The 26,222-nt window shown below is 54.3% G+C and carries 24 protein-coding genes; 13 read left to right on the forward strand and 11 right to left on the reverse strand.

Features of this window, described 5'->3' with window-relative positions; all coding sequences use genetic code 11:
- Positions 1-10: 10 nt before the first annotated feature.
- Genes PS2015_RS14600 through PS2015_RS14620 form a run of 5 tightly spaced genes read right to left on the reverse strand, consistent with a single transcriptional unit; the run spans position 11 to position 3,761 of the window.
- Positions 11-934, reverse strand: coding sequence for a cyclase family protein (locus PS2015_RS14600; protein WP_058022917.1), 924 nt, complete (start codon positions 932-934; stop codon positions 11-13).
- Positions 931-1,302: a limonene-1,2-epoxide hydrolase family protein gene (locus PS2015_RS14605; RefSeq protein WP_058022918.1), complete on the reverse strand. Its 372-nt coding sequence runs from the start codon at positions 1,300-1,302 to the stop codon at positions 931-933. The genes PS2015_RS14600 and PS2015_RS14605 overlap by 4 nt, the downstream gene beginning before the upstream one ends.
- A gap of 23 nt (positions 1,303-1,325) precedes the next feature.
- Entirely contained in the window at positions 1,326-2,081 is a 756-nt protein-coding gene (locus PS2015_RS14610) for a penicillin-binding transpeptidase domain-containing protein (RefSeq protein ID WP_058022919.1), read from the reverse strand.
- Positions 2,082-2,131: 50 nt separating this feature from the next.
- Entirely contained in the window at positions 2,132-2,941 is an 810-nt protein-coding gene (locus PS2015_RS14615) for an ATP-grasp domain-containing protein (RefSeq protein ID WP_058023417.1), read from the reverse strand.
- 55 nt (positions 2,942-2,996) lie between these two features.
- Positions 2,997-3,761, reverse strand: a complete 765-nt coding sequence (locus PS2015_RS14620) for an alpha/beta hydrolase family protein (RefSeq protein WP_169792332.1) — start codon at positions 3,759-3,761, stop codon at positions 2,997-2,999.
- Positions 3,762-3,967: 206 nt separating this feature from the next.
- Here PS2015_RS14620 and PS2015_RS14625 point away from each other — a divergent pair, with 206 nt between their 5' ends.
- Both PS2015_RS14625 and PS2015_RS14630 read left to right on the forward strand, forming a co-directional pair.
- Positions 3,968-4,471, forward strand: a complete 504-nt coding sequence (locus tag PS2015_RS14625; RefSeq protein WP_058022921.1) for an ABC transporter substrate-binding protein — start codon at positions 3,968-3,970, stop codon at positions 4,469-4,471.
- Positions 4,472-4,500: 29 nt separating this feature from the next.
- Positions 4,501-5,478, forward strand: coding sequence for a GGDEF domain-containing protein (locus tag PS2015_RS14630; protein ID WP_058022922.1), 978 nt, complete (start codon positions 4,501-4,503; stop codon positions 5,476-5,478).
- Here PS2015_RS14630 and PS2015_RS14635 read toward each other — a convergent pair.
- Complete coding sequence (locus tag PS2015_RS14635; protein ID WP_058022923.1) at positions 5,475-7,223, reverse strand: tetratricopeptide repeat protein; 1,749 nt, start codon at positions 7,221-7,223, stop codon at positions 5,475-5,477. The genes PS2015_RS14630 and PS2015_RS14635 overlap by 4 nt on opposite strands.
- A 226-nt stretch (positions 7,224-7,449) precedes the next feature.
- Here PS2015_RS14635 and PS2015_RS14640 point away from each other — a divergent pair, with 226 nt between their 5' ends.
- Genes PS2015_RS14640 through PS2015_RS14655 form a run of 4 tightly spaced genes read left to right on the forward strand, consistent with a single transcriptional unit; the run spans position 7,450 to position 13,011 of the window.
- On the forward strand, positions 7,450-9,588 hold the full coding sequence (locus PS2015_RS14640; RefSeq protein ID WP_058022924.1) for a TonB-dependent siderophore receptor: 2,139 nt from the start codon (positions 7,450-7,452) through the stop codon (positions 9,586-9,588).
- 2 nt (positions 9,589-9,590) lie between these two features.
- Positions 9,591-10,325, forward strand: a complete 735-nt coding sequence (locus PS2015_RS14645) for an ABC transporter ATP-binding protein (protein ID WP_156412800.1) — start codon at positions 9,591-9,593, stop codon at positions 10,323-10,325.
- Positions 10,322-11,764, forward strand: coding sequence for an ABC transporter permease (locus PS2015_RS14650; RefSeq protein ID WP_058022926.1), 1,443 nt, complete (start codon positions 10,322-10,324; stop codon positions 11,762-11,764). Before PS2015_RS14645 ends, PS2015_RS14650 begins: the two co-directional genes overlap by 4 nt.
- Positions 11,761-13,011 carry a DUF3526 domain-containing protein gene (locus tag PS2015_RS14655; protein ID WP_058022927.1) on the forward strand — a complete coding sequence of 417 codons (1,251 nt, stop codon included), beginning with the start codon at positions 11,761-11,763 and terminating at the stop codon, positions 13,009-13,011. Before PS2015_RS14650 ends, PS2015_RS14655 begins: the two co-directional genes overlap by 4 nt.
- Before the next feature lie 16 nt (positions 13,012-13,027).
- On the opposite strand, the gene PS2015_RS14660 is transcribed toward PS2015_RS14655, so the two are convergent.
- Complete coding sequence (locus PS2015_RS14660) at positions 13,028-13,489, reverse strand: GNAT family N-acetyltransferase (protein WP_237113344.1); 462 nt, start codon at positions 13,487-13,489, stop codon at positions 13,028-13,030.
- Between the two features lie 17 nt (positions 13,490-13,506).
- Entirely contained in the window at positions 13,507-14,439 is a 933-nt protein-coding gene (locus PS2015_RS14665; protein WP_058023421.1) for a haloalkane dehalogenase, read from the reverse strand.
- A 95-nt stretch (positions 14,440-14,534) separates the two neighbouring features.
- On the opposite strand from PS2015_RS14665, the gene PS2015_RS14670 reads away from it, so the two are divergent.
- From PS2015_RS14670 to PS2015_RS14685, 4 genes are all read left to right on the forward strand, one after another.
- Positions 14,535-15,917, forward strand: a complete 1,383-nt coding sequence (locus tag PS2015_RS14670; protein ID WP_058022928.1) for an MFS transporter — start codon at positions 14,535-14,537, stop codon at positions 15,915-15,917.
- Positions 15,918-15,995: 78 nt separating this feature from the next.
- Entirely contained in the window at positions 15,996-16,694 is a 699-nt protein-coding gene (locus PS2015_RS14675; RefSeq protein ID WP_058022929.1) for a GDSL-type esterase/lipase family protein, read from the forward strand.
- Positions 16,695-16,851: 157 nt separating this feature from the next.
- The gene (locus tag PS2015_RS14680; RefSeq protein ID WP_058022930.1) at positions 16,852-18,939 is read left to right on the forward strand and encodes a TonB-dependent receptor family protein; all 2,088 of its coding nucleotides are present in this window, start codon (positions 16,852-16,854) and stop codon (positions 18,937-18,939) included.
- A gap of 124 nt (positions 18,940-19,063) precedes the next feature.
- Positions 19,064-20,047 carry a homoserine kinase gene (locus PS2015_RS14685; RefSeq protein ID WP_058022931.1) on the forward strand — a complete coding sequence of 328 codons (984 nt, stop codon included), beginning with the start codon at positions 19,064-19,066 and terminating at the stop codon, positions 20,045-20,047.
- On the opposite strand, the gene PS2015_RS14690 is transcribed toward PS2015_RS14685, so the two are convergent.
- Positions 20,025-21,530 carry a serine hydrolase domain-containing protein gene (locus PS2015_RS14690; protein ID WP_058022932.1) on the reverse strand — a complete coding sequence of 502 codons (1,506 nt, stop codon included), beginning with the start codon at positions 21,528-21,530 and terminating at the stop codon, positions 20,025-20,027. The genes PS2015_RS14685 and PS2015_RS14690 overlap by 23 nt on opposite strands.
- 187 nt (positions 21,531-21,717) lie before the next feature.
- On the opposite strand from PS2015_RS14690, the gene PS2015_RS14695 reads away from it, so the two are divergent.
- Together PS2015_RS14695 and PS2015_RS15855 are read left to right on the forward strand one after the other, a co-directional pair.
- Positions 21,718-22,542, forward strand: coding sequence for a formylglycine-generating enzyme family protein (locus tag PS2015_RS14695; protein ID WP_058022933.1), 825 nt, complete (start codon positions 21,718-21,720; stop codon positions 22,540-22,542).
- Between the two features lie 787 nt (positions 22,543-23,329).
- Positions 23,330-23,455, forward strand: coding sequence for a 4a-hydroxytetrahydrobiopterin dehydratase (locus tag PS2015_RS15855; RefSeq protein ID WP_257721219.1), 126 nt, complete (start codon positions 23,330-23,332; stop codon positions 23,453-23,455).
- 21 nt (positions 23,456-23,476) lie between these two features.
- Here the strand turns inward: PS2015_RS15855 and ppk2 are convergent, their stop codons facing one another.
- Positions 23,477-24,244, reverse strand: a complete 768-nt coding sequence (gene ppk2, locus PS2015_RS14710) for a polyphosphate kinase 2 (RefSeq protein ID WP_058022936.1) — start codon at positions 24,242-24,244, stop codon at positions 23,477-23,479.
- Positions 24,245-24,277: 33 nt separating this feature from the next.
- On the opposite strand from ppk2, the gene PS2015_RS14715 reads away from it, so the two are divergent.
- Positions 24,278-24,685, forward strand: a complete 408-nt coding sequence (locus tag PS2015_RS14715) for a hypothetical protein (RefSeq protein WP_058022937.1) — start codon at positions 24,278-24,280, stop codon at positions 24,683-24,685.
- 9 nt (positions 24,686-24,694) lie between these two features.
- Here the strand turns inward: PS2015_RS14715 and PS2015_RS14720 are convergent, their stop codons facing one another.
- Positions 24,695-25,996 carry a sigma-54 interaction domain-containing protein gene (locus PS2015_RS14720; protein ID WP_058022938.1) on the reverse strand — a complete coding sequence of 434 codons (1,302 nt, stop codon included), beginning with the start codon at positions 25,994-25,996 and terminating at the stop codon, positions 24,695-24,697.
- Positions 25,997-26,222: the final 226 nt, after the last annotated feature.

Consider the following 26,222-nt stretch of genomic DNA (forward strand, 5'->3'; position numbering starts at 1 on the left):
GGTTGTTCACCTATCGGATTGCAATCGGGTTAATGACTACCTGCACGGCACCTTTGAACTTCGGCTGGCCCAGCACGAACATAAACTCCTGAACACCATCAGCCGCGAGTTCGGCTGTATTCATACTCTCAAGTATGTAAACGCCTTTTTTCGCCAGCAGCGTCTGGTGGACAGCAAACACTCGCTGAGGGTTCTCAAAGGGTATCACTTCCAGAGCCGGTGTATCGGCGCCGATGGCAACCACTCCCAGGTCTGCCAGGTATTCAGCACCTTCCACACCCGGGCCGGGTTGACTGGAAATGAACCGCTCATTGTCACGGCCCAGAAGCTGCATCCAGCCCGTGTGAAAAAGTACAACATCGCCCTGCTGTAACTGTACACCCTGAGCCTGAGCCACCGCCTGTATTTCGGCGCGATTAAAAGCCGTGCCCTCGGGCACCATATCCACTCCGTAGTGTCGGGTCATATCCAGCAAGACGCCACGTGTCACAATAGGAGGTATCGTATGAGTGCCCAGCTCAGCCAGACCATCCGGGCGGACAATCTCCGCCGCGGTCAGGCCATTGTAATACTGGTTGCCGATGCCGAGGTGTCCCAGCCCGTCAATCTGCGAACCGATACCAAAACTGGTCGTCACCCGCTCATCGTTTGAGGTGACCACGTCGGCACCAACCGGAACCTGGGTCCCGGACGCGATGATTTGCATGTCGAAAGTGCGCGTACCGTATGCGGGAGAGTCTTCGGCTGTTTCGATGCCCAGCGAATAGACTTTGCCAGTTGTTATCAATCCCGCAGCCTGCAATACCAGCTCTGGACTGAGGTGGTTCGCAGCACCAATACGATCATCAGCGCCGAATTGTGATGGCACCCAATCCTGGGCAACGACTGAACTGCATGCAAAAACAAAAAACAACACAACAGGCACAATTTTCATGGTGTGATTCCCTTCATATAAGTGTTGAGGTCAAAATAGTCTCGCCAGATATGAATCTTTCCGTCCTGCATTTCAAACACGCCACAGCAGGGCAGATGAACATCGCCAGTGCTGGTCCTGGTTATGTCAAGGCGCTCGCAAATTACTGTATCGCCATCTTCAACAATCGTCAGAATATCCCATGACGTGGAATTCCAGTTGGCAATAAACTTTTCAATAAACAGCTTGATGTTGCGCTTCCCCACAACCGGCTTTGATGGCATATTGTGGTAGGTTCCGTCGTCAGAAAAGAAATCTGCCAACTCATTGGCATCCAGTCGGCTCCATGCATGGATAAAACTCCTTATTACTTCTTTGTTGCTGCTCATCTTTAGAACCTCCCGAACTTCTTTTATTTTAGTTCCAGTAGACCCATCGCTGTCAGACTCTTACGACCCAGTTGTACCTGTTGTGTGATATCTGACTCGTTATTAACATCCAGGTTCAGTGCAAAGGTATAGAGCTGCTCTCCCCTCGTGAGCCAACCAACCCACCAGCCAACTCCCGTACCGGACGCTTCGTCAATGCCCGAAATCGCATACAGTCGCCAATCATCACCTTGTTCCTGAAGCACCAGCTCTCGTACATCGCTGAGTATTTCCCGCGAAAACGGCAGGGCGTCCCGAGAAAGCAGCGACAAAAATCTGACCTGCTCAATGGCACTGATCTGTAAAGGTCCGTCATGCCAGAAAGTGTCCAGCACTGAGCCGAATTCACGGTTCCCGTAAATTAATGCAGACAAGTGCCATTGCATCTGAATAGGCCCGATCAGGCGGGCCAGTGTCTGGTAGGCATCAGGGTCATGAGAGATAAGGGCTTCTCGTAAAGAGATATCCAGTGAGCGCGAATCGTCCAGGTCAGATACTGAACCGGTGGATAAGCCGATCAGTGTGTGTGGCAGGTTGAACGTGGCGGCCGGAGGATAGCGCAGGTTTGCGCGGTGGTGATCAAAGCCAATCATCTGATTAGCACTCACATCATAAACAACAAACGTCCCGCTTATATTTTGCGCACGAAACAACGCCGCAACGGCCGGACTGTCTTGCCAGTCGTCGGCGTCAACCAGTGTTGTACACAACATTAACAGGGCAGCAAAAACTCTCTTCATGACTGAATTGTGCCACAGCCTGAAAAACAATGCGTGACTGATCGATGCCGTCAGACCGCAAGCGGCCAGACGGGTGCCGGGCCATCAGGGTCTTCAGGTTCAGTCTGGCTGCTCAGGTAGTCCAGAATCGCGTCCTTGAGCACCGAACCCTGAGCCAGCCCTTGATTACCAAACAGGCGGTTAAACTCAAGTACATAGGGGTGGCCATCGACCAGCGCGATGTCGAATCCCGCATGATCGACGCCCAGAGATTTAGCCAGGCGCAATGCCAGATCTGTCATTATCGGTGGCACTGGGCTATCGTCAAGCTGGCCGCCTTTCGAAAGATTATTGTAGAAACCCTGCTCGGCCTGCAGCCGCCAATACGCAGCAACTACGCGCTCACCCACCACCACAATCCTGGCATCGCGCGTGATCGGCAGATATTCCTGAACGTAGAGCACCGGTGACTGCTGACAATATGCCTGCCAGTCCTGCCTCGATTCGATCAGCCACACACCATTGCCCATACTTGCCCTGGGGAGTTTAGCCACGAATGGCAAGGACATTTGCTCCCACAGTCGCTGCTGAGTTTCGGGCGAGTTCGCTTCTATCAGCGTCAGTGGCACCGCTTCCGGCGCAACCATCTCAAAGGCACGAGTCATTTCAACTTTATCGTGTCCGATGCGATAACTGGCCTCACTTGGAAAGACCCGACAGTTCAAGCCGTATACCAGCGCGTTTAACTGCCAATATTCTGGAAACAGCACCCAGTCAGCCTCACGCAGAAGATCTTTGCTGGCGAATATCTGAGAGGACTTCAGCACAGTGGTATTGGGAAAACCCAGAGTACGAAACACATCAAAAGAGACCAGATTCATGATGGCCCGAAGAGGTGAAAAAGATGGCGTATCATGCCCGAAGCTGACTGTACGTTCAATCTGAATTTTTGCGTCTGACAGTCCAGCGCTCATCGAGACAGAGTACGCAATTATCACCTTCAAACAATCGGGCGGCCTGCTTATCGCCCAGCAAGTGCCAGCGTAACCAGGCTGTCATAGGACCGCGGTAACTGCCCCCGGTACTCATTGGAGCCATATGGGTTGCGCCGCGCAATGTCAGCCAGGTCACCGGCACATTAGCCTGCTCGAACACCGGTTGCTGATTGGTTTCCGGACTCGATGTCAGATCATCTGCACCGGAAAGCAATAATACCGGACCGTTCTGGTGCGCCGATGCAGACAGATTGTGACCCAGCCCCAGAATGTAGGGCTGAATGGCGATCGTGGTTGTTACGCGCAGGTCACGCCCCAGCATCAATGCGCCACCGCCACCCTGCGAGTGACCGGCAACTCCAATACGGGATGGGTCGATTTTATTCAGAAACACACTGCCACTGCGTATATTTTCATCGAGCAATGCTGTCATACATTGGCGCATTTCTACACCTCGCCCTGCATTTGGCGCCATTGCCGCAGCCACCACAAATCCATGGCTCGCCCAGTGCTCCAGAAGATCCCGATACGATGCCGGGCTGGCATGAGTGCCGTTACCCCAGACCACCAGTGGATGACGCCCGTCCGTCATATTAACCGGGTGGAAAACCCTGCAATGCAATCCGACGCGAGTTTCCTGGATTCCCGCGTAAACACCATGGCGAAAGTAGCTGAGCAGCAGTGCGTCATTGTCACGGACCTCCAAGCTGACTGGTACACAGGCGACGAGAAATCCGACAGCCAGAATGAGTGGCAGCCTGATAAGTTGTATTGACCGACGAGAATTCCGTAACAGATCTGACAATACAGTGTGGTTCGTGGTATTTTTCATTCCAGTAGCATACATCCTGAGTCATTCTGGATCTCCGGAGGTAACGCCTGACAGCGATACGTCACAGGAGCGAGGGTCACATGCCGACCAAATGCCTGAAATCCAGGTCAGTCCATCCTTATCTTACCGCGCTGATGATCACGGTGGCCACTTTTGTCGGTTGTTTCACTCATGCACAAAGCAATGAGTCATTGGAGCGCCAGGACCCCGTGAATGTAGCAATTGTCGGCCCAATGGCAGGCACCAGTTTTGCGGTTGGTATGCAATTCAAGGCAGGCGTTCATGCAGCCATAAACAATATGGCTGAAGGATCCTTATTGGGCCGCCACATCCGCATAACGGAATACGATGACCGATGCGCTGAAGCGGTCGCTGAGTCCTTGTCACGAGATTTGGTGAAATCACCGCCAGACATTGTTATCGGTCATTCCTGCTCTGCAACAACGCAGGTATCAGCTCCTATTTACGCTGCCAGTAACATTCTGCAGATCTCACCGGCATCAACCGGTTCCGGCATTACAGAGATGGGCATCACCACTATTTTCAGGATGATCGGGCGTGATGACGAACAAGGGCTGATATAGCCGCGCAACTGTTACCTGGCTTTACAGGTTTGCATGATCAGGTAACTGAAGCTGGCGGCTTACTGAACCTGCGAAGAGACGAGTTGTTACTGGTTATCCGGGCAGAACATCTGAACCAACAGAATCTGGCACTCATTGGCAGACTGGATCAGGCAACTGCAGCATTGGTCAATCACGAGTTGCTCACCATAGATCAGCAAGGCGCGAGTCTGGCCGCCAGCGGTCGATTGTCGTTGATTTTTCTGATTTCCGTCGCTGCACTGGGGCTTAGTGGTTTGATCGTTTTCTTCTATTTGCATGTGCAGAGACATCTTGTCAGAAGACTGGGAGAGCTTAGCGAGGGTATGCAAATGATTGCAACAGGCCGCTATGATATTGCGCTCCCGTCTCAGAGATCCGATGAACTGGGTCGCCTCGGACGTGCGGTCCATCAGTTTCATAAAGTGACTCTGGAGGCCAGTCGCCGGGAAGCAGAATTACAACGGCTCAACAAAAGACTGGAACAACTCTCTATTTCAGACCCACTCACCGGGATGCCGAACAGACGTCGCTTTGATCAGGTATTGCCTAATGAATGGGCACGTGCGGCACGAGCTGGCAAATCGATTGCTGTCCTGATGATTGATGTTGACTGGTTCAAGGCCTATAACGATCTTTACGGGCATCAAAAAGGTGACGTTTGCCTGAAAATGATTGCATCGGCGATGATGGATGAACTGAAACGGCCTACCGACCTGGCATCCCGCTACGGTGGTGAAGAGTTCACTGTTGTATTGACTGACTGCACCATTGACGGCGCTTTGCACGTAGCAGCCAGAATCAGGCAAGCCGTGGAGGCCATGCACATACCCCACAAGGGTTCAGACTACGGGGTGGTGACTGTCAGTATTGGTGCTGCCGCTGCCAAACCATCATCGGACTCGGATGCTGAATTGATTGTGCGACAGGCAGACCAGGCGCTTTATCGCGCAAAATCTGCCGGTCGCAATACGATCATTGATTATTAAAAATGTGCAGCATTGAGCTCAACATCTGCATCAGCCCATGCCTGGGCCTGGCGTGCACGCACCTCCGCAGCTTGCGCTGCATCGCCAACAGCTTCCAGGGCCTGTGCCAATCCATGCAACGCCCAGCCATTTTCATTCAGCAGCAGCAGATCGCGCTCAAACACGGCAATCGCCTCTTCGGCTCGGCCTGCATTGATCAGTGCCTGACCCAGGAATAGACGCGTCGATTGCAGCCAATCCGGTGGCTCCATGTAACGTAACTGATCCTGCAGCGCTACCGCTTGAGTAAAGTGGTTAATGGCGCTGTCGTACTCCTGTTTAGCGTTATCAATTTCACCAGCCAGCATGTGATCGGCAATTTCCAGCAGGTCGGCTGCGGTGTTGGTGCTAGCGCGCATGGTGCTCAGTGCCGGTGTGTCTTGACGGATCTCTCGCAAAGACTGCAGCTCAGATTCTGCCATGGGAATATGACCTTTGCTGGCATGAGCCGCACCCTGTAACCAATGCAGCATACCCTTCAAATAGGGCTGATCGGGTGCCGGATTCTCGATTGCCAGCAGATCGTCGAAGCGACCGAAGGCTTTAAGTGTCATCCAGTGCGCGACCGGCGTGCGCAAGCCCGACCCTCGACCCAGTGCTTCGGCATTGGCCATTTGCACCATCGGGCCGGAGACGCTGGCAGCACGCTCAAAATTGCCTTGCAGCAGGCCACCCCAGTGAATAAACATACGCGCATGGCCACCGTGATTGGTCGCCGACACAAAGTAAGTTCCAGTGCGGGGCAACTCACGATTCCCCCACGCCTGTCGAACCACATCGTCAGCCGCCAAAGAACGTTCGTTGGTTGTGATGGCATCATCATAACGGCCCAGTCGCATGTAAATATGGCCAGGCATGTGCACCATATGGCCGGCCATCGGCATTAACGACTCCAGGCGATCTGCAGAGGCCTCTGCGCTCTGCGGCTCAAACGATGCCTCCAGCAGGTGGATATGCAGGTGCGTCAGTCCCGGGTGCTCCGGGCTTTGTGCCATGCCCTGCTCCAGCACCTGCCTGGCACGCTCGACCCTGGGCAGCGGGCTACCATCTATATAGGAATAATAGGTCCACGGCGTGGACATCATGATGCCATGAGCAACCAGAAAGGCGGCTTCCAGATCAGCGCTGTGAGAACTGTAGTTTCGCTCGGCGGCTTCAATAAAAGCCTCAGTGCGAGCCATCTGATCAGGGTAGTTTTCAACATCATACAGGGCGGCCAAGGCGTCTATCAGACCCCGCTCTGCTGGCGGCAGAGTGTCGCTGAGCGACCTTGCCCTCTCAATAGCAGCCTTGCCTGCGCCTTGCGGATCATCCGGCGCACCGCCATAACGGCTATTGGGATTGGGGCCTATGGCCAGGGCCTTGCCCCAATGAATCATGGGATTATTGGGCTCAAAACACAGTGCCGCGTCGAATGACGCAATTGCTTCGGGAAAATAATAGCCATAAGTCAGCCTCAAACCCTGATCAAAATAGGCCTGGGCAATCTCCGCCCCGGTTCCGATCGGCCGACTGAAACTGCCCGTATTGTCAATCAGTGGCGCCAGCTCCTCAGCACAGATCATCATGTCGGAGATTGCCAGCTGCGGCAAAGCCGCAGCTGGCGCACGCGTCTGAACAGGTTCCTGACTCTGTTCCTGACCGCAGGCAGCGAGGGTTGCCAACACGGCCAGCATGGGAAGGCTCTTGAATCGCAGGGGTTTCATTATTATTTCACCTTTCTGTTTTTTTCGTGACCTAGACTATAACGATTATTGAAAGCCGTGGGTATTTTTTCCTGCCGGTGCTGGCGCTATCAGGCATCCGGCACCAACTCTGCTACCGCCAAAATTATTTTGCCAGCATCACTATTAATATTTATTGTTACACTATAACATATCACTACTCATTCATTTCCAACAAAACCATGGAGCAATAATTGTGTGGCGATTCATGACATCACCTCTTCCCGTCAGGCTGCTGAGTGCCTCCCTGGCCGTCACCGGTCTCACACTTGCCAGCCCCGCGCTTATCGCACAAAGCGCCGCAGAAATAGAAGAAATTATTGTGTCCACCCAGCGCCAGGCTTACCGTGGCGATTTCACTGCACTGGAAACACCACAGTCAATCCAGGTTCTCAACGTAGAGCTGATGGAGCAGGCCGGCGTCACTGACCTGAATCAGGCACTGGATCTTTCAGCGGCTGTGGCACGCCAGAACAATTTTGGTGGTCTGTGGAACAGCTTTGCGGTGCGTGGTTTTGCCGGCGATGAGAACCTGCCCAGCAATTACCTGGTCAATGGGTTTAATGCCGGCAGAGGCTTTGGCGGCTCGCGCGACATTTCCGGCATTCAGGCTGTTGAAGTGCTCAAGGGGCCGATGGCTGCGCTGTTCGGCCGCGGTGAACCGGGCGGTGCCATCAATCTGGTAACCAAGCGCCCGACTGGCGTATCTGCGGGACAATTACGGGCAGGTCTGGATGAGTTCGGCACAGTGCGCACTGATCTCGATTACAGCTCCAATGTCATTGGTGACCGGGCCGCCTTCCGTCTGGTGGGGTTCCGTGAGAACGGTGAGAGCTTTCGGGATACTGTGGACTGGCAAGCATATGGATTCACTCCATCGGTCATCGTTCAGTTGGCCGAATCCACAACACTGGTTTATGAGCTGGAAACATCGCGCAATAAAGTACCTTTCGACCGGGGCGTTGTCGCGGTCAATGGTGAGCTCGGCCTGATACCCCCATCACGCTTTCTGGGCGAGCCCGGCGATGGCCCAATGGACGCCCAGGTCACCGGGCATCAGATTGAGCTGAATCAAGAGCTCAACACCAGCTGGAATCTGTTGCTGGGTTACAACTATCGCGATACCTCGCTGACAGGCTTCTCAACGGAACCGGAATTGACAGGCAGTCGGCAACGCCTTGATCGAGACGGCCGCAACCTGACCCGCCAGCGACGCCTGCGAAATTATGACGCTGAATATCAGGTCATCCGGGCTGAACTGAATGGCCAGATTGAGCTGGGCGGCCTGTCACACCGCTTGATTGTCGGTATTGATTCGGATCGCTTTGACAACGATCAGATATTTCGTCGCTATCGCGCACCGGTCCTCGGGTCCGGTACGACACTGGAACAATCGCTTGCCATCGACATATTCAACCCTGTGTATGGCCAGTTTGCGCTACCCGCCCCGACACCACTGACCGATCGCCTGGAAGTCCTCAAAGCTACTGGCATTTACGTTCAGGATCAGATCAATCTGACCGATGCCCTGCAGATTCGTGTCGGGCTGCGTTTTGACGATTTCAGCCAGCGAACAGACAATCGCCTGAACGGCAGGTCATCGCGACAGTCAGACAGCCGCTTCAGCCCGCAACTGGGAGCCGTCTACATGCTTGGCAATCAGGTAAGTCTTTATGGCACCTACGGACAAGGCTTTCGGGCGAACTCTGGCACTGACGTGTCCGGCAACTCATTCGCAGCCAATGAAAGCAGCTCCACGGAGGTCGGCGTCAAGTTCGAACTGCTGAACGGTGGATTACAGGGCAATGTAGCGCTTTTCCGGCAGAATCAGGAAAACATGCTCAGTGGCGATGCTCAGAATCCAGGTTTCTCTGTGGCTGTTGGTGAAGCACGCAGTCGCGGACTTGAGTTTGATCTGGCAGGCAGCCATGAGGGTTATGACCTGCACTTTTCCTACGCTTATGTCGATGCAGAAGCCACCAAAGGTGTGCTGGATTTCAATTTCGGCCGCCAGATTTCAGCAGGCGACAAGTTGATTAACGTGCCGCGTCACTCACTCAGCGCAATGATCAGTCGAGACCTGACTCTGGATGGCAGGGCAGTCACCTTTGGGGGCGGTGTCATTTACGTTGGCGAGCGTGCAGGCGAGACCGCCACATCATTCATGCTGCCTGGCTACGCGGTCTGGCGCGCTTACACGGCTGTTGAGCTGATCAACAACTTCAACATAAAGGCTGAGCTGGATAACGTGTTCGACAAGACCTACTATTCCAATTCGTTCTCCCCCCTGTGGATCCAGCCGGGCACACCGAGGCGTGCCCGGATTTCAGCTGAATTGAGGTTTTAATGATGAGCGCAGCAATTGAGGTAGTCGGTCTGCATGTCAACCGCCAGGGTGCCGAGGTGCTCCGCGACCTGAATTTTCAGGTCGCTCCCGGCGAAGTATTCGCGTTGCTGGGCGGCAATGGGGCCGGGAAGTCCACTACCCTGCTTACCTGTATCGGCATGCTTAAACCCGCTAAGGGAGATGTGATGATATGTGGCAGGTCCGCATCAAATGAACCTGAGCTTGTGCGAGGTTCGCTGGCCTACCTGTCGGAGACAGCCAGCCTGTACGAGCACCTTAGCGCCCGTGAGAATCTGCACTACTTTCTGGAGCTGGCTGGCATGACGCCAGATCCGCAGGCCATTGAGCAAGCTCTGGACACAGTGTCTCTGCAAAGTGAAGCACGCGACAGACGCAGTGCGGGGTTCTCCAAAGGCATGCGACAGAAGGTCGCCATTGCGCTGGCATTGCTTCGTCAAACACCGGTGCTGCTGCTTGACGAACCAACCTCGGGACTGGATCCGATAGCCGTTGAAGAGTTCAATCAACTGCTCACAACACTGTGTCAGCGCGGCGTTGCCGTTCTGATGGTCACCCATGACCTGTTTGGAGCCTGCGAAGTCTCTGCTCGCATCGGGCTGCTTCGCAATGGACAGCTGGTCACGCAGTTTGAGGCCGGTATTGACGACAAGGGAGAACGCGTACACATTGACGTCGAGACAGTCAAGCGCGCCTTTGCCGGCAAGGAGGCAGCATGAGTCTGACGGCCCGCGTCGCAGGTGGCGAATGGCAGCATCTGTTGCGGACAAGGCTGGCGCTGACAGTTATCGTCATGATGCTGACACTGATCGCCATCGCTGCGGCAACTTCCGCCTATCAGTTATCCAGTGAAGCACAAGTGCGGGAGGCCTACCAACGCGAAGCAGAAGAGTCTTTTCGTAATCAACCCGCACGGCATCCGCATCGGGTTGTTCACTACGGCCACTATGTATTCCGTAATCCCGCGCCGCTTGCCGCCATTGATCCCGGCGTAGATACATACACCGGCCGATCGATTTTTCTTGAAGGCCATAGACGCAATACCGCCACATTCTCGGAAGCCAGGGAAACTTCCGTTCTGACCCGTTTCGGCGCTGTGTCACCTGCATTTTTACTCCAGGTAATTGCACCTTTATTGCTGATACTGATCGGCTACAGCAGTGTTGTCCGAGAACGCGAGCGCGGCACATTGCTGCAGCTGCTTGCGCAGGGAGTGAGACCTGCCACGCTTATTTACGGTAAAGCCTTCGCCATTGCCGGTATTGCCGTTCTGGCGACAGTCCCCTTACTGATCAGTGCACTGTGGTTAACTGTCCGCTACCCTGAAGAGCTCATACCGGGCGTGATACTGTTTTCAGGTCATGCCATCTACATTGCCTTCTGGGTCATCACGATTGTGGCAGTATCAGCTATGTCCCGAACAGCACGTAGTGCGTTGATCAGCCTGATGATCATCTGGGCAGTCAGCACGATTCTGCTGCCGCGCATTGCCGCTGATGTCGCCGCAACGGCAGTGCCATCCCAGACCCAGACAGAAATGGACATCCTGATTCAGCGAGACATGCGGGTAGTCGGTGACAGCCACAACATCAATGATGCCGGGTTTCAGAATTTTCAGGCGCAGGTACTCGCGCAATACGGCGTCGATCGAATTGAAGACCTTCCTGTAAACTATCGTGGCCTGGTGTCACTGCAGGGAGAGGCTGAGGGGAGCGCCGTGAAGAATCAGTATGCAGCGCAACTGCATGACACTCAGCGCCAGCAGGCAACTGTTGTAAATGCCTTTTCCCTGCTCAGCCCCTATATTGCCATCAGGAATCTGTCGATGAGGGCGGCAGGCACCGATCTGATCAATCATCAGCGATTTCTTGATGCGGCAGAAGCGCACCGTTTTGCATTGATTCAGGAACTCAACACGATCCACGCTCACGAATTGAGTTTTGAAGATGATGCGGCGCGCAGCATCGACTTTGAAGCGGAACAACGGACGCGTGTCAGCCCCGAATTCTGGCAACGGCTTCAGAGTTTCAGCTTCTCACCGGCACCCGTGCCGGAGCGTTTGTCAGCCGCAACGCCGCTCCTGTTGGCACTGTTCCTGTGGCTGATCGCTGCTCTCGTGCTGGTCCGGCGCGCAGCTGGCAGGGCGGGTGAAGCATGACAATACTCAAGGATATTTTGAGAGAATCAAGGTTCGTTCTTGGCAATCGGGTAACCCGACTGACCTGGCTCATATTGAGCGTTATCTGCGCGGCCGCCCTGGTGCTGGGACAAGCAGAAATCAATCGTCAGACAGATACTATAGAACGTACCCGCGCCCAGGACCGGATCGAGCTGGCACAGGCACTCGACGGTGCCGCCGACTACGGTGGCGCTGCCTATGATGCGTTCTCACTGACCTGGAACCCACCTGACGATGTCGCCTTCCTGGCGATCGGGCAACGCGATATCGCACCATGGATGCTTCGAATACGGGCGCTGGCACTGGAGGGGCAAATTCATGAGTCAGATAATTTCAATCCTGAACTGAGTCTGGCCGGTCGATTCGATTATGCGTTTGTCATCGCTTTTGTGCTGCCTCTGTTTATTATTGCGTTGCTCTACGATGTTTATGCTGGCGAACGCGATTCAGGGCGAGTCGCAATGCTAACCGCCACAGCACGCAGAGCTGGTCGCCTGTGGGCACCGAGAATTCTGGCGCTGAGCGGTGGGGCCGCCCTGGCATGCCTGCTGCCGCTCTGGTTGCTGGGGCTCTCTTTCGGAGGCAACGCGGCGGCATTGCTGGCTGTCAGTGCCATCGTGATTGCTGCCGTCATATTCTGGAGCCTGCTGGTGTCAGTCGTTGCATTCCGCACATGGTCAGCATCTGTTTCGGCAGCACTGGCGACAAGCTGCTGGCTGATTCTGGCTTTGCTGGTGCCGCTGTCGGGAAAACTTCTGATTGACCGGGCCGTACCCGGTATTGACGGTGCCCGGATCAGCCTGCTGCAGCGTGAAACTGTCAACGGCGCATGGGATCTGCCCAAAGCCGCGACGATGGATCGATTCTACGCCAGCCATCCCGAATGGTCGCACTCAGCGCCCGTCGCTGCGCCATTCCACTGGAAATGGTATTACGCATTTCAACAGGTCGGTGACGAAACAGCGGCACCCCTTTCGGCAGCTCACCGGGAATCAATTATTGCGCGGGACCGGCTGACCGCTTATACAGCCATCTTTTCTCCACCGGTTGCGGTCATGCGATCGCTGCAGAAAATTGCAGGGACCGATACTCAATCAGCGCTGGCATATGAGCAAAAAATTCGCGATTATCATGCCGAAATCCGACATTTCTTTTATCCTTTGCTGTTTGAGGAAGTTGCATTCTCAAGGGAAAACCTTTCAGGCTTCCCGCTGTTTGAGGATTAACTGATGCTGAAAAAGCTCAATCAAAATCAATCGACATAATTGTCACCATGGTGCCATTGTAGCTTTCCCGACTGAGCAGCGACCAGCCCAGTCGGGCATAGAGCTGCTCCTGATCGGGTGTGTAGAGATACAGGCGTTTTACCCCGTGTTCCCGCGCGTGCTGCATGACCCGCCGCACCAGCGTCGAACCGATGCCCTTGCCGCGCTGCGCGTCATCTACATACACACTGGCCAGCCATGGCGTCAGCTCCGGATGCGAACTCATATCATCAGCCAGAATTGTGGCAGAGCCCAGCAACCGACCATCTACCTCAGCCACATAGGTTGTCGGAATTGGCTTACCTTGCAGATCCTCCTTCATCTCCGTCACCCGTTCTTCAAAGCTGCGTGCCGGGTTCAGGTAGGACCATTCCGCGTGGTGCCACTTTGCCAGTTGCATCAGGTGCTCTGGCTTATCCTTGAGTGAATATATCTGCAATGTTTTCTCCTGCCCTTTTAGATGTCTGAGGTCTTGAACGCCTGGCGAGCAATCTGCTCGCCATGCTCCTGGACAAAGTGTCCGGCCTCGGCGATTTCCATTGGTGGAGGGCAACCACGGATCAATTTGCGCAAATGCTGCATGACAGGAGCACCCAGCACCGGATCGCGCATACCGATAGCCATGAAGCTTTCGCCCTGCCATTTATTGGCAAAAAACTCCCTTGCCTGCCGGGACAAGGCTGCTCCATCAGCATCCGGATGATCCGGTACCAGATTGGGAAAGCGCCGCACCCCGGCTTTGTAGCGCTGATCAGGAAAGGGGGCAGCATAAGCCGCGGCTTCCGAATCTGACAGCGTCGGTTCTCCCCGTTTCATCAGGGCAGCGATATCCAGATCCGGGCGACTGTTGGAATAGGCCCGCCAGTCCAGAAAACCTTGGCCCAGAGGCACATCGCCGGTGCCGAGCGCCGTGTTCATGATAAGCAGACGATTAATGGAATCGGGGAACGCCATCGGCAGGGTGAGGCCCAGAAGTCCGCCCCAATCCTGCACCACCAGTGTGATACTGGCATGAGGACGCTGTGCAAGGACGATATGCTGAATGAAGCTGAGCAGCATGTCCCGATGACGGCTGAACGTATAAAAAGACTCGTCCACCGGCTTGTCTGAACGTCCGAAACCAATCAGGTCCGGGACCAGGACTCGGTGCCCGCGCTGCACAAACACAGGGATCATCTTGCGGTACAGATAGCTCCAGGTCGGCTGGCCGTGCAGGCACAATACAACGTCATCACTATCAACACTGCCTTCATCAAGGTAGTGCACACGGATCCCTTCAAACCCTGGCAGCTCACCATAATTCGGCGCAAACGGGAAATCCGGCAGCTTGTCGAAACAGACGTCCGGGGTCCTTAACACATCGTTCTTGTGGGATTTCGTTGTATTCATCTCGCCTTCCCTCATCCCGATTTCAACTGACTAAAGGTGCTATCATAGCCTGCAGCGCACAATCACCCAACATTCGCCCAAGGGCTATTCACGTTTTGTCTGCACAAACACATCCCCGTATCATTCTGGCCATGCTGCTGCTGAACAGTTTTGCAGTGCCGCTGATGCTATCCTCCGCCAATGTGGCTCTGCCCACAATTGCCAATGAATTGTCACTGACTGCCATTGCCCTGAGCTGGGTGCCCATGGCCTTCCTGATGGCCAGTACCATGTTTGTGCTGATTTTCGGACGGCTGGCAGACAACATAGGGCGCAAGCGAGTCTTTCTGGTCGGCACGGCCGCTGTAATAGTCACGTCGCTGATCGCGTCGCTGTCCCAAAGCGATGTCATGCTGTTGACCGCCCGCTTTCTGCAGGGCGCCAGCGCGGCCATGCTGCATGCCACACAGATGGCCATTATCAGCTCGGTGTTTCCCGCCAATCAGCGCGGCAAATATATTGGCCTGGTAACCGGCTCCATCTACATAGGACTGTCCGCGGGCCCGCTGCTGGGCGGCCTGGTGATAGACAGTGTCGGCTGGCGGGCAGCCTTTCTTATGCATGTGCCTCTGGCGGCGATGGTATTGATCATGGGCGTATTCTTTGTGCACGATGAGTGGCGCGGTGAGAAAAGTATTCCCTTTGATCTGCGCGGCGCCGTTGGCTGGATCATCAGCATATTGCTGTTCTGCCTGGGCGTGTCCCGGCTGCCAAACACGGACAGTTACTTGCTGCTGCTCGCCAGTGCCGTCAGCATTACCCTGTTTATTCGTCATGCACGAACAACCCTGCACCCGCTTTGGGACGTTAAATTATTCTTTGGCAACCGGACCTTCACGCTCTCTGCCGCTGCATCGTTAATGATGTATAGCGCCACCTATGCCAATGTGGTGTTGTTGAGCCTGTACCTGCAGTCCGTTAAAGGTCTCAGCGCCAGCAGCGCGGGCATGATCATGATGATTCAGCCTGCGGTCATGGCCCTGGGCTCACCCATCATGGGGCGTCTGTCTGATCGGCTGGAACCGCGCTGGCTGGCCTCAGCAGGCATGGCGGTGACGGCAGGCGGGCTGTTTGTGCTGGCAAACCTGCATCCGGACAGCAGCCTCATGTATGTTGCTATTGCTCTGCTGATGACCGGCGGCGGTTTTGCACTGTTTTCCTCACCTAACGTGAATGCCATTATGGGTTCGGTTGAAGCGAAACACTTTGGCAGCGCTTCAGGAGCTGTAGCCACTACACGCCTGATCGGCCAGCTTAACAGCATGGTGCTGGTGACCCTGGTAGTGGGCCTGGTCATGGGCAACACGCTGATCAGTGCAGACAGCATTCCGCAACTGGCGCGGGCGATTGATCTGAGCTTTGCGATTGCCGGGCTGATCTGCCTGCCGGGCATTGCATTTTCTCTGGCACGTGGCCGACTGCATAGCAAACCAGCCTGACCATCAACAACTTATCAAACAGGCCGGGCTTCTGTTAATCTCGGCGACATAACAATAACTCCATGAGAGGACATCACCGTGCGACAACTCACCGCTTTGCTTTCCAGCCTGTCTTTAACCCTGTTTATTGCCTTGCCCATCACGGCACAGGACTTGCCAGATCCGACTCGTTTCGAGGCAGCCATTGAACGCTTTGAAGAAGCTGACCGCAACAACCCGCCACCCAAAGGTGCCATTGTGCTTACCGGCAGCTCCAGCATCATGTTCTGGAATGAGGACGCCCCGGCGGATCTGGCACCGCTGACCGTCATACCCCGCGGCTTCGGTGGCAGCGTGATGAATGACCTGCTGCATTATCTGGATCGGATTGTGCTGAAGTATGAACCACGTGCCGTGCTGATTTACGAAGGCGATAATGACACCGGGCGCAACTTCATACCCAATGACACCATCATGACGCACGTTCGCCAAGGCATAGAGCGCATTCACGCGCGACTGCCGCAAGCGCGTATTTATCTGCTCACAGTAAAACCCAGTGTTGCGCGTGTCGCCCACTGGCAAGTGGCCTCTGAACTGAACCAGCGCTACCGTGCCCTGGCGGCCAGCGACCCACGTATTCATCTGATAGACGTGGCCACTCCGTTTCTGGATGCTAACGGCAAGGTCATGACTGACATTTTTGTGGCTGACGATCTGCATCTGAATGAAAAAGGATATGACATCTGGGCTTCCAGTATCCGGGAGGTTCTGATGGCTCACGAGGCTCAGTATGAGTAACTAATCCCTGCCAGGCAGGCATGCGGGCAGGCGTTAATCAATGTCTACTCAATCGTTATAAAAAGTGATAACACAATTGACAATCGTTATCATTTGCATCTAATATCTCGCCCCATCGAGAAAGATCCATTTTTTATTGTTTTATCAGGGGACGAGAATGTCAGTCAGAACACCTTTCACAATTACCAGACTCGCCATGGCCGTTGCTTTATCTGCGCTGCCACTGACGGCTTTTGGCCAGCAGGGTCAAGCCAGCAACCCGGACGCCGAGCGCCGCCAGGCCGCCCCGGGCATTGAAGTCATCCGTATTACGGGCAATCAGCAAGGCCACTCCTACATTGAGACCGGCACGGTTAATCTGATCAGCCGCGCTCAGATCGAAGCCGTGCAGCCTCTGTCGACTGAAGATGTTTTGCGTCGCATTCCTGGTATCAATATCAAAGGTGAGGAGGAGACTTCCATTGTCGCCAACTTCGGCTTGCGCGGACTGTCGGCCAGCGAGTCCAAGTCACTGCTGCTGGAAGACGGCGTGCCGGTTGCGCCGGGACTGTTTATTGGCAATGACCGATACTTCAATCCACGCATTCAGCGCGTCGACACCGTTGAAGTTCTGAAAGGATCTGCCTCTCTGCGTTACGGCCCGTCAACTATCGGTGGCGTGGTGAACTACATTACCAAGACACCGGATGACGGCGTGAAGCTGTCCGGCCGTGTTGGCTCATTTAATATGCGCGAGGTCAATGTCGAAGCAGGTGGCCGCAGTACCTCCGGCGAAGCGTATGCGGGCGTCGTGGCCAGCTATGCTGAAAGTGACGGTTTTATGGACAAAGGCTATGAGATGTCGGATGTCATGTTCAAAGCCGGCACAGCCATTGGCAACAACCAACTGTTGGGCGTGAAATTCTCCTACTATCAGAACGATGCCAATATCTCTTACCGCGGCCTGTTGCTGGACGACTACCGCGCCGGTGAGCGATATAACCCGGCACCCGATGATTGGTATCTTCAGGATCGTGTAGCGGCAGATCTGAATCACGAATGGATCATCAATGACTCAGCCACGCTAAAAACACTGGTTTACTGGAGTGATGTGAGCCGTGACTACTGGCGTTACAACACCAATACCACCGCCTCCAACGCTGCTGGTCGCTGGGTATACACTGACGCGTTGACAGGCAACAACCGGAGCTTTGAACGCGTTGGCGCGGAGACACGATTGTCTTTGTCTCACGAACTCGGCGGCATGATGGCGAATACCGAAGTCGGATTCCGCGTAATGAGCGAAGAATCCAACGACACCCGTATCCGGGCGACGCGTCAACAGGATCGTACCGGTGTTAACGACCGTCACCGTATCGACTCAGCCGACAGTGTGGCCGCCTATGTGCAGACGCGCATTGAGTTTAGCGATCAATTAGCCGTCACTCCCGGCCTGCGTGTCGAAGACTATGAGCAAAAACAGCTCATCCTGACGCAGAACAATGCCACGGCGAAAACCAGCAACACTGAGTACTTGCCCGGCGTAGGTATCACTTATGAAGTCACCGAATCCGCGCAGATTTACGGCGGTGTGTATCGCGCGTTCTCGCCGGCATCCAATGGCGTAGCACTGGACGGGCTGACCGACCAGAATCTGGACGGCGAACGCTCTACCAATTACGAAGCCGGGATTCGTGGCAGTGAAGGCCCCCTGTCTTACGAAGTCGCCGCATTCATCATGGATTTCAGCAATCAGGTAGTCACTGGCAACAGCGATCCGAACCTGTCACAGTCCAACGCCGGAAAAACTGAACATCGCGGTATGGAGTTCGCTCTGGCCTATGATTTTGGTGCAGGTTTCAGCGTAGACAGCAACGCCACCTGGGTACCGACGTCTAAATTCACAACCGGCGCTTTTGACGGCAACCGCCTGCCCTACGCCCCTGAGTTTATGGCAAATGTATCGCTTAACTACAGCACCGACCGGCTGCAGGCGGCACTAAGCGCACACCACCGTGGCGAGCAATACGGTGACCCAAGCAATCAGCGTGATCTGCCAACTGGTGCAGGTGGCGGTATCTGGGGAGGCCTGCTGCCATCCTATACAGTCCTGGATCTGACGGCTCAGTATCGTGTACAGGACGATTTCTCGGTCTTTGGCGCCGTAAAGAATCTGACTGACAAAGATTATATTGCCGGGCTGCGTCAGGGTATCTATGCAGGACCTGAGCGCTCGGTGGAAGTGGGTTTCCGCTACGGCTTCTGATGTAAGGTAAGGCATCTCCTTGAAACCCGGCCCTGGTGCCGGGTTTTTTTTGTCTGTGCATACTGCCATTGGCTGGCGCGTTTGTGTACGATAGTGCATGAATCCCGTCTCAGCCGATGTTTAAATGTCAGTTTTTACACCCCTGCACGAAAGTGATATCAAAGAATTCCTTATCCCGTTTAATGTGGGAGAGCTGATACGTTATTCGGGCATTGATGGTGGCAGCGAGAACACCAATTACTTTGTTGATACCCGCGACTCAGAAGGCCAGCATCACTCGCTGGTTTTGACTCTGGTTGAGCGCGGCCCGGTCAATGAGCTGCCATTTTTCATCGAGCTACTTGCCTGTCTGCACAAGTCGGACCTGCCAGTGCCTTACTCAATCGCAGACCGAACCGGCCTGGCTCTTCACACTCTGAAAGACCGGCCAGCGCTATTGCAACCTCGACTGAGTGGAAAGCACCCGGACCAACCCACAATCGGACAATGTGCCGCATTAGGCGAATTTCTGGCCGCTCTTCACAAGGCAAGCTGCACCGGCAGACTGCAACGCCACAATGACCGCGGACCTGATTGGGTATTAAAAAGCGCACAGCTCATGTTGAATAAGCAGTGGCAAGATGATGCCGTGTGGTTGATCCCTGCCCTGAAGCAACTGTGTGACTGGTACAAAACAACGCCCCGGTTACCAGAAGCCATCATTCACGGAGATTTGTTCAGGGATAATGCCATGATGACGGAGGATAAGGTCACTGGCGTGATCGATTTTTACAACGCCGCCACCGGCTGGATGCTAATGGACCTGGCGATCTGTGTGAATGACTGGTGTGTTTCATTACCCGGAGAGGACAAACTCTCACTGGATCCTCAAAGGATTGACGCACTGCTGCAGGCATACGCGACATTACGCCCATTCACCGAGGAAGAAAAATCAGCCTGGCCTTATGTGTTACAACTGGCCGCTCTTCGCTTTTGGGTCTCACGCCAGCAATACGCCAGCCAACATCAGAACAAGGCCGGTGTGTTGATCAAAGACCCTGACTATTTCCGGCAGACTTTTATGCTGCACGCTGCCAGCGCAAACACTAATCTGACACCGCATTCATGACCGCTTCAGTCAAAGCCCAGATCGGTCGGGGTCCGCGCGTGGTAACACCCATTCGCAATACGATTAACTCCTGATCTGGCAGCATCACGATATTCTGCCCTTCGAACCCCGACAGGTAGTATGCGTTGGTCGGCAGATTGGGCAGCGGTCTGTCCTGGGAGTTGCCGGCTGCACCAGCATTCAGCCAGATCTGCATGCCATACTGTCCGCGCGTCGCCGAGCCGGCAGGCGTCAAACTGTACTCGACCCAACCCTCAGGCAGAATACGCTCACCGTTCCAGACTCCATCCTGCATGAACAATAATCCAATCTTCGCCCAGTCGCGCGGTGTCGCATACATGTAAGACGAACCAACAAATGTGCCGCTTGCATCCGCTTCCATAACAGCGGAATTCATTCCAAGTTTGCCAAACAGTCGCTCTTGTGGAAAATTAAAATAAGACTGGAAGTTATTGAACAATTGTCTGTTAAGACGGGAGATTATGTTGGTTGTACCACTGGAATAATAAAACGTGCTACCTGGGTCGTACTCCAGAGGCTTGTCAATACTGAAGCCTGCCGTGTCCCCGGTTGTATAGAGCATCAAAATGACATCGGACATGGAACCCGCGGTGTATACCTCAGAATATTGCAGACCACTGGACATGCGTAGCAACTGTTCCAGGGTAATAGCGCGCCGCTCATCCCCGTTTGCCCGCCATTCCGCCACGTTGGCGGGCATATCAATATGCGCCAGGCCATCGCCGGCAAGAATGCCTGTTAGCGCAGCTGTGACTGTTTTAGTCATTGACCAGCCGAGCTGCGGCATATCCGCGTGAAAAGGTTCCGCATACTTTTCGGCGATGATGCGACCTTTGTGAATAACCAACACCGCGCGGGTGTCGATGTTCTGGTCAGGCTCCATGTCCTCAAAAGCCAGATCCACCGCTTGATTGATGGCCTGCAGGTCAACGCCGGGAATACTGTCAGGCAATGTGACCTGATTACCCAGCGGCCACTCCGCATCGGGCAGAACCGGCCTTGCAGGGAATAAATCCGGGTTGAATTGCGCACGCAGAACATCTGCTGAGGTATTCTTCAGCAGAGTACAGCCAATCTGGTCGCGGTAAAGGGCACTGACACTCTGGTCGCCACCGATAGCGGTCACCAGGTCATTGTCAAAGGTAAACGTCACCTGCGCCAGTGCCGGATTATTCAGTTCGTTTTCCATAACATGCTGTTGCGTGCGCCCGCTTACCAGAACTGAGGAGCAAAGGCGCTTCACTGCACTACCCAGCAGTATCTCCGTCTCCAGAGTAGAAGCCGCTTCCGATGCGTCTTGAGACCGCTGTGCAGCCTGGCTGGCCGGCTGTTCTGCCAGATCTACGCGAATCGCGGAGTCTGCCGTATTGGCGGTATCAGGTTCGCCGGGGGCGTCCGAACAGGCAATCAGCATGGCTGACAAAGTCAGCAGGGTCATCAGACAACGGAAATCAGTTTTCATAGCGGAGTCCATCTGGCTCATCGGGGTGGTGTAAACAGTAACCCAGTCAAGTCACCGCAACAAGCACCGCTTCCATATATCGACTGATTGCCTGTCTGCTGGGGCTAACTTGCTGGCCTGTTCGGGGATAGGTGTTTAAACTGCACACTCACGTTCATGACACTAGCGCCTGGCCACCTTGAAGTCGATGCTTAAAACATTCAAGACATATAACCGGATTCTGACCTGCGCACTCTCCGTGTCTGTGTTCGGCATCGCCATTGCAGATCAATTACCCGGTGTTTATGTCGACAATCCCGAGCTGATACCTCCCCTGGTTGAAATACCAGCCGGATGCGTTGAAACCGGCACCATGCTGATGAATGACCGCGGCATTCTGCCCGGTGAAGTATGCGTTGAGGGCTTTGCCATGACGCAGTATGAGATTCGTTACGCTGAGTTCGAGCATTTCCTGGCTGACCGGGCCAGCCCTGCCGCCATGAGCAGCGTGTTATTCAAGAATACCGGCGACCTGGCCATGTTCCCTGTCACCGAAATCAGCTGGTTTGAGGCGATGGAATATGCCATCTGGCTAAGTAATAAAACCGGTCGCACCTTCCGCCTGCCCACCGAAGAGGAATGGGAATATGCCGCTCGCGCCGGCATGGGTTTTGGCGCGCAATACAGCTGGGGCAACCAGCCGGACCCTGACGCCGCACACTGCCTGGATTGCAGCACTCATTCAGACAGTGACGCCAGCTTACCCAGCGGTCAATTTGCGCCCAATGCCTTCGGACTCTACGACATGCACGGCAATGTGGCCGAATGGACCATTGGCTGTTACCACGGTCAGGACGAGGTGCTACAACGTAATCGCGGCGGTCGGCAACTGACGACCTGCCGCATCGGTGTGGTAAGGGGCGGATCCTGGCGCAGCCATCAGCAAAACATCACTTTCTGGGTGCGTTCCGCTCAGGAAAGCACCAAACCAGCGGTTGACGTGGGTTTCCGTCTGCTCATGGAAACACCATAGATATCGCAAGTAAAAGTACACCTGCCTGCATCAGATCCAGTAACCACCCTGCTTTGGATAGACGAACCGTATCAGGGACATCATCGCTCGTTCCGACGAAATCCACGTAGAATTGTGGCGTCAACAATAACGCCAGAATTGATATACGTAAGTATAGGATGGTTGCGGCCGAATCGGACTGACTGATCACCATAGCGCTCAGAAAACTCAGTATCAAACAGCTAAGGGCCGCTATCAAAAACACAATGTGGTGGCTCTCAGACACGGCAACTTTCCGGCCTAAGCCGGAAAGCTGAAAATATCTTTGCAGCACAACCATACTTCTATGAACCCTGACTTGCACAGTAGGAAGCCCGTGCAGCCACCATGCCGAATACTCCGCCAGCTATCCTGCCGGGGGCGCCTCCAAAAAGACTGGCTGCCGACACAACCATGGATGCGGCAAACGCGACCTCAGCGCATCCAATATCAATGGTCGGTGCCGGATAATCCGGATTTGACCGCAGTGCCACATTCGAAGGCACAGTGATTCCTCCAGAAACAAAATCAACTTCACTATCAGATAAAACACGCACTTCACGACTCCTTGTATGTTTGCGTTCAGGTAGAAAAAGTATAGTTGACGGTTTTGTCTATTGCTGATTTTTTTGACATTAATAAAGATGGATTAAAGTTAATGGGCGGATTACAGTCGAACACAGCGCCGGGTGGTGCTATTCCAATGAATGACCCAAGCCTGCCAACAAACAGGAGGCGGACATGAGCAAGATTCTTGATCCAGAAGAAATTGAATCACCATCCTGAGTGGTCCAACGTCTACAACACCGTGCGAATACAGTTGCAAACGCATGACGCGGGCGGCGTGACCCATAAAGATATTGAACTGGCGGGGCGAATCTCGGAGCTTCTCTGAAGTGCATGACTTCCCGTTCGGTCAGGGTGCCAGCCGGTTGCTGGCGGGCTCATCAAGTTGATAGGGCATGATATAGCGGGTGTCCGGTATCGGCAGCGATTCGCTTTTACCCCGGTAACGCAGTCGAGTAAGAATATCATTGATGATATTGATTCGAGTATGGCGCTTGTCGTTGGCATGCACTATGGCCCATGGTGACGCCACGGTGTGCGTTCGACTCAGCATCTCATCCCGCGCTTGAGAATACGCCTCCCAGTATTTAAGCGCCTGGGCATCAATGGGGCTGATCTTCCATTGTTTGAGCGGGTTTGTTTTTCGCGCAGCAAGCCGTATTTCCTGCTCATCACGACTGATATCCAGATAGTACTTCAGCATCTTCAGGCCTGATCGCACCAGCATGTCCTCAAACTCGACCACTGACCCCATAAACTCTTCGTACTCAGCATCGGTACAGAACCCCATGACACGCTCGACGCCGGCCCGGTTGTACCAACTGCGATTGAACAGCACCAGCTCCCCGGCGACCGGCAAATGCGCAGTATACCGCTGAAAGTACCACGCGCTCTGTTCACGGTTAGAGGGTTTTCCCAGCGCCACCACACGCGTTTCACGCGGACTAAGATGCTCTGTAATCCGTTTGATGACGCCGTCTTTGCCTGCCGCATCACGGCCCTCAAAAATAATCAGAATTTTGTCATCGCTTTCGATAAAATGCCGCTGCAGCTTGACCAGCTCAATCTGCAACTCGCGAAGTCGACTCGTATAACGCACTTTGCTGAACCTGCTCATGTTATAGTTGTCCTGTATCAACGAGGCAAGCTAATGATCTCACGCATTCTGACAGGCATTGTATTCCTGCTGCTGGCTGGCGTGATGAGCCTGCTGGCTCTTTCTGTCTGGCCAGAGCCTGACCCGGAAGACGTAAAGACGCGCCACGATCAGCAGCGCATTGAACACCTGAATGCCATCATCGAACACCTGCACTCATTTCGCAACCAGCAAGGACGGCTGCCTGTTTCACTACAGGAGCTCAGTAACCACCTGCCACGCCTTCAGTGGCGTGACCCGCAAACCGATTTACCGTTTGAGTATCAGTTAATACGAGCTGATGTGTACAGCTTGTGCGGGGTTTTTGAAACCTCAACCAACGATGGTACGTTTGGCAGCCTGCCCGGATTCAATCGTCACGACCAGGGCAGACATTGCGTCTATCGGACTTTTGAACCATAAAATTGTCCATCAATTCATTTCCAGCTTTCGATACAGGGAACGGACGCTGATTCCGGCAATTGCCGCTGCTTTTTCTTTGTCTCCCTGGCAGGCCGTGAGCACACGATCCAGGTATAGCGACTCATTGGTTTTCAGGTCCGGAAGGTCGTCAGACTCCGGAACCGAGCGGCGATCAACTGCCAGACAGCTGCGAACAACTTTGCCATCAATCACATGCGTGTTGGCCAGCACCAGAGCGCGCGCCAGAATGTTGCGCAGCTCGCGGATATTGCCGACGTAGCGATGCTTTTGCAGCACTTTAATGGCCGAGTCAGTGAGTAAACATCGGCCAGTTCCATCCAGCTTACGCAGTATGGAATTGGCCAGCACCGGTATATCGGCACTGCGCTCATGTAATGATGGCATGTGGATGGGAAATACATTGATCCGGTAGTACAGATCCTGACGGAACCGTCCGTCGCACACCATCTGAAAAATATCTTTGTGAGTCGCACAAACCAACCGGAAATCAGCCCGCTTTATTTCGCGACTACCAACCGGACGATAGGTGCCGGTTTCGATCAGGCGCAACAGTTTGACCTGCATATCCAGCGGCACATCTCCTATCTCATCCAGAAACAGCGTGCCACCGTCAGCCGCCTCAACCAGGCCGGGCGAATTAAACGTGGCGCCTGTAAAAGCACCCTTCACATGGCCGAACAATTCACTCTCGAACAGGGTTTCAGTTAAACCAGAGCACTCCAGCGTCACCATGGCCGACTGGCTGCGGGCGCTGGCGCGATGAATAGCCATGGCCGCCAGCTCCTTGCCTGTCCCGGACTCACCCAGCAGCAGCACAGACGCGTCAGTCGGTCCTACCCGCGTGATATTTTCCAACATGGCATTAAAGGCCGGACTGCTACCCACCATATCAGCTGTGCTTATTTCTGCGCTGGCGACGGGAACCGGTTTCAGTAATTCGACGAAATATTTTAGGCTGCCGTCAGCTGCTTTGATAGGCAGCATCTCCACATCAACATGCTCGCGACCGCGAGGCGTCTGATGGATGTGCAGTACGCGTTCTTTGGCCCCGGATACACGGGCTGCATTCAAGGGGCAACTCTCGCCAGCCTGGTCGCAGGGAACATCGTATCCATGAGAAACCCTGTAGCAGCGCGGCGCCTGCCGATAATCGATTTCACCGAAACTGTCGCGATAGTGGTGGTTAGTCGCCAGAATCTGATAATCCGCGCTGACCAGGATGGCGGGCACATCGAAACCATCCAGCATGGCAGCCAGGTCTGTTTGTACGTCCGTTGCAATGAGAGTCATTGATATCATCCAATGCCAAGATTGGCATTAATTCTGTCACTTATGGCAATTATTCGCCAGTCATAAGTAAGCCAGCCATCCTGACAAGACCGGAAAAATCCAATTAATGCCAATAAAACCAATCACTTCCCGATTTTCATCAAAAGCGCCTCAAGTCTTGGCACGGCTGCTGCAATAGCCAGGACAGAGAATTGTGATTACAGACTTATCCACCAGCACCTGCTTG

The organism is Pseudohongiella spirulinae (assembly GCF_001444425.1).
Lineage (GTDB): Bacteria > Pseudomonadota > Gammaproteobacteria > Pseudomonadales > Pseudohongiellaceae > Pseudohongiella > Pseudohongiella spirulinae.

What these genes read in the sequence shown, in the direction of transcription:
- PS2015_RS14600 (WP_058022917.1), bottom strand. Translation starts at nt 934, where the DNA reads ATGAAAATTGTGCCTGTTGTGTTGTTTTTTGTTTTTGCATGCAGTTCA.
- PS2015_RS14605 (WP_058022918.1), bottom strand. Translation starts at nt 1,302, where the DNA reads ATGAGCAGCAACAAAGAAGTAATAAGGAGTTTTATCCATGCATGGAGC.
- PS2015_RS14610 (WP_058022919.1), bottom strand. Translation starts at nt 2,081, where the DNA reads ATGAAGAGAGTTTTTGCTGCCCTGTTAATGTTGTGTACAACACTGGTT.
- PS2015_RS14615 (WP_058023417.1), bottom strand. Translation starts at nt 2,941, where the DNA reads ATGAATCTGGTCTCTTTTGATGTGTTTCGTACTCTGGGTTTTCCCAAT.
- PS2015_RS14625 (WP_058022921.1), top strand. Translation starts at nt 3,968, where the DNA reads ATGCCGACCAAATGCCTGAAATCCAGGTCAGTCCATCCTTATCTTACC.
- PS2015_RS14635 (WP_058022923.1), bottom strand. Translation starts at nt 7,223, where the DNA reads ATGAAACCCCTGCGATTCAAGAGCCTTCCCATGCTGGCCGTGTTGGCA.
- PS2015_RS14640 (WP_058022924.1), top strand. Translation starts at nt 7,450, where the DNA reads ATGACATCACCTCTTCCCGTCAGGCTGCTGAGTGCCTCCCTGGCCGTC.
- PS2015_RS14645 (WP_156412800.1), top strand. Translation starts at nt 9,591, where the DNA reads ATGAGCGCAGCAATTGAGGTAGTCGGTCTGCATGTCAACCGCCAGGGT.
- PS2015_RS14650 (WP_058022926.1), top strand. Translation starts at nt 10,322, where the DNA reads ATGAGTCTGACGGCCCGCGTCGCAGGTGGCGAATGGCAGCATCTGTTG.
- PS2015_RS14655 (WP_058022927.1), top strand. Translation starts at nt 11,761, where the DNA reads ATGACAATACTCAAGGATATTTTGAGAGAATCAAGGTTCGTTCTTGGC.
- PS2015_RS14665 (WP_058023421.1), bottom strand. Translation starts at nt 14,439, where the DNA reads ATGAATACAACGAAATCCCACAAGAACGATGTGTTAAGGACCCCGGAC.
- PS2015_RS14680 (WP_058022930.1), top strand. Translation starts at nt 16,852, where the DNA reads ATGTCAGTCAGAACACCTTTCACAATTACCAGACTCGCCATGGCCGTT.
- PS2015_RS14685 (WP_058022931.1), top strand. Translation starts at nt 19,064, where the DNA reads ATGTCAGTTTTTACACCCCTGCACGAAAGTGATATCAAAGAATTCCTT.
- PS2015_RS14690 (WP_058022932.1), bottom strand. Translation starts at nt 21,530, where the DNA reads ATGAAAACTGATTTCCGTTGTCTGATGACCCTGCTGACTTTGTCAGCC.
- PS2015_RS14695 (WP_058022933.1), top strand. Translation starts at nt 21,718, where the DNA reads ATGCTTAAAACATTCAAGACATATAACCGGATTCTGACCTGCGCACTC.
- ppk2 (WP_058022936.1), bottom strand. Translation starts at nt 24,244, where the DNA reads ATGAGCAGGTTCAGCAAAGTGCGTTATACGAGTCGACTTCGCGAGTTG.
- PS2015_RS14715 (WP_058022937.1), top strand. Translation starts at nt 24,278, where the DNA reads ATGATCTCACGCATTCTGACAGGCATTGTATTCCTGCTGCTGGCTGGC.
- PS2015_RS14720 (WP_058022938.1), bottom strand. Translation starts at nt 25,996, where the DNA reads ATGACTCTCATTGCAACGGACGTACAAACAGACCTGGCTGCCATGCTG.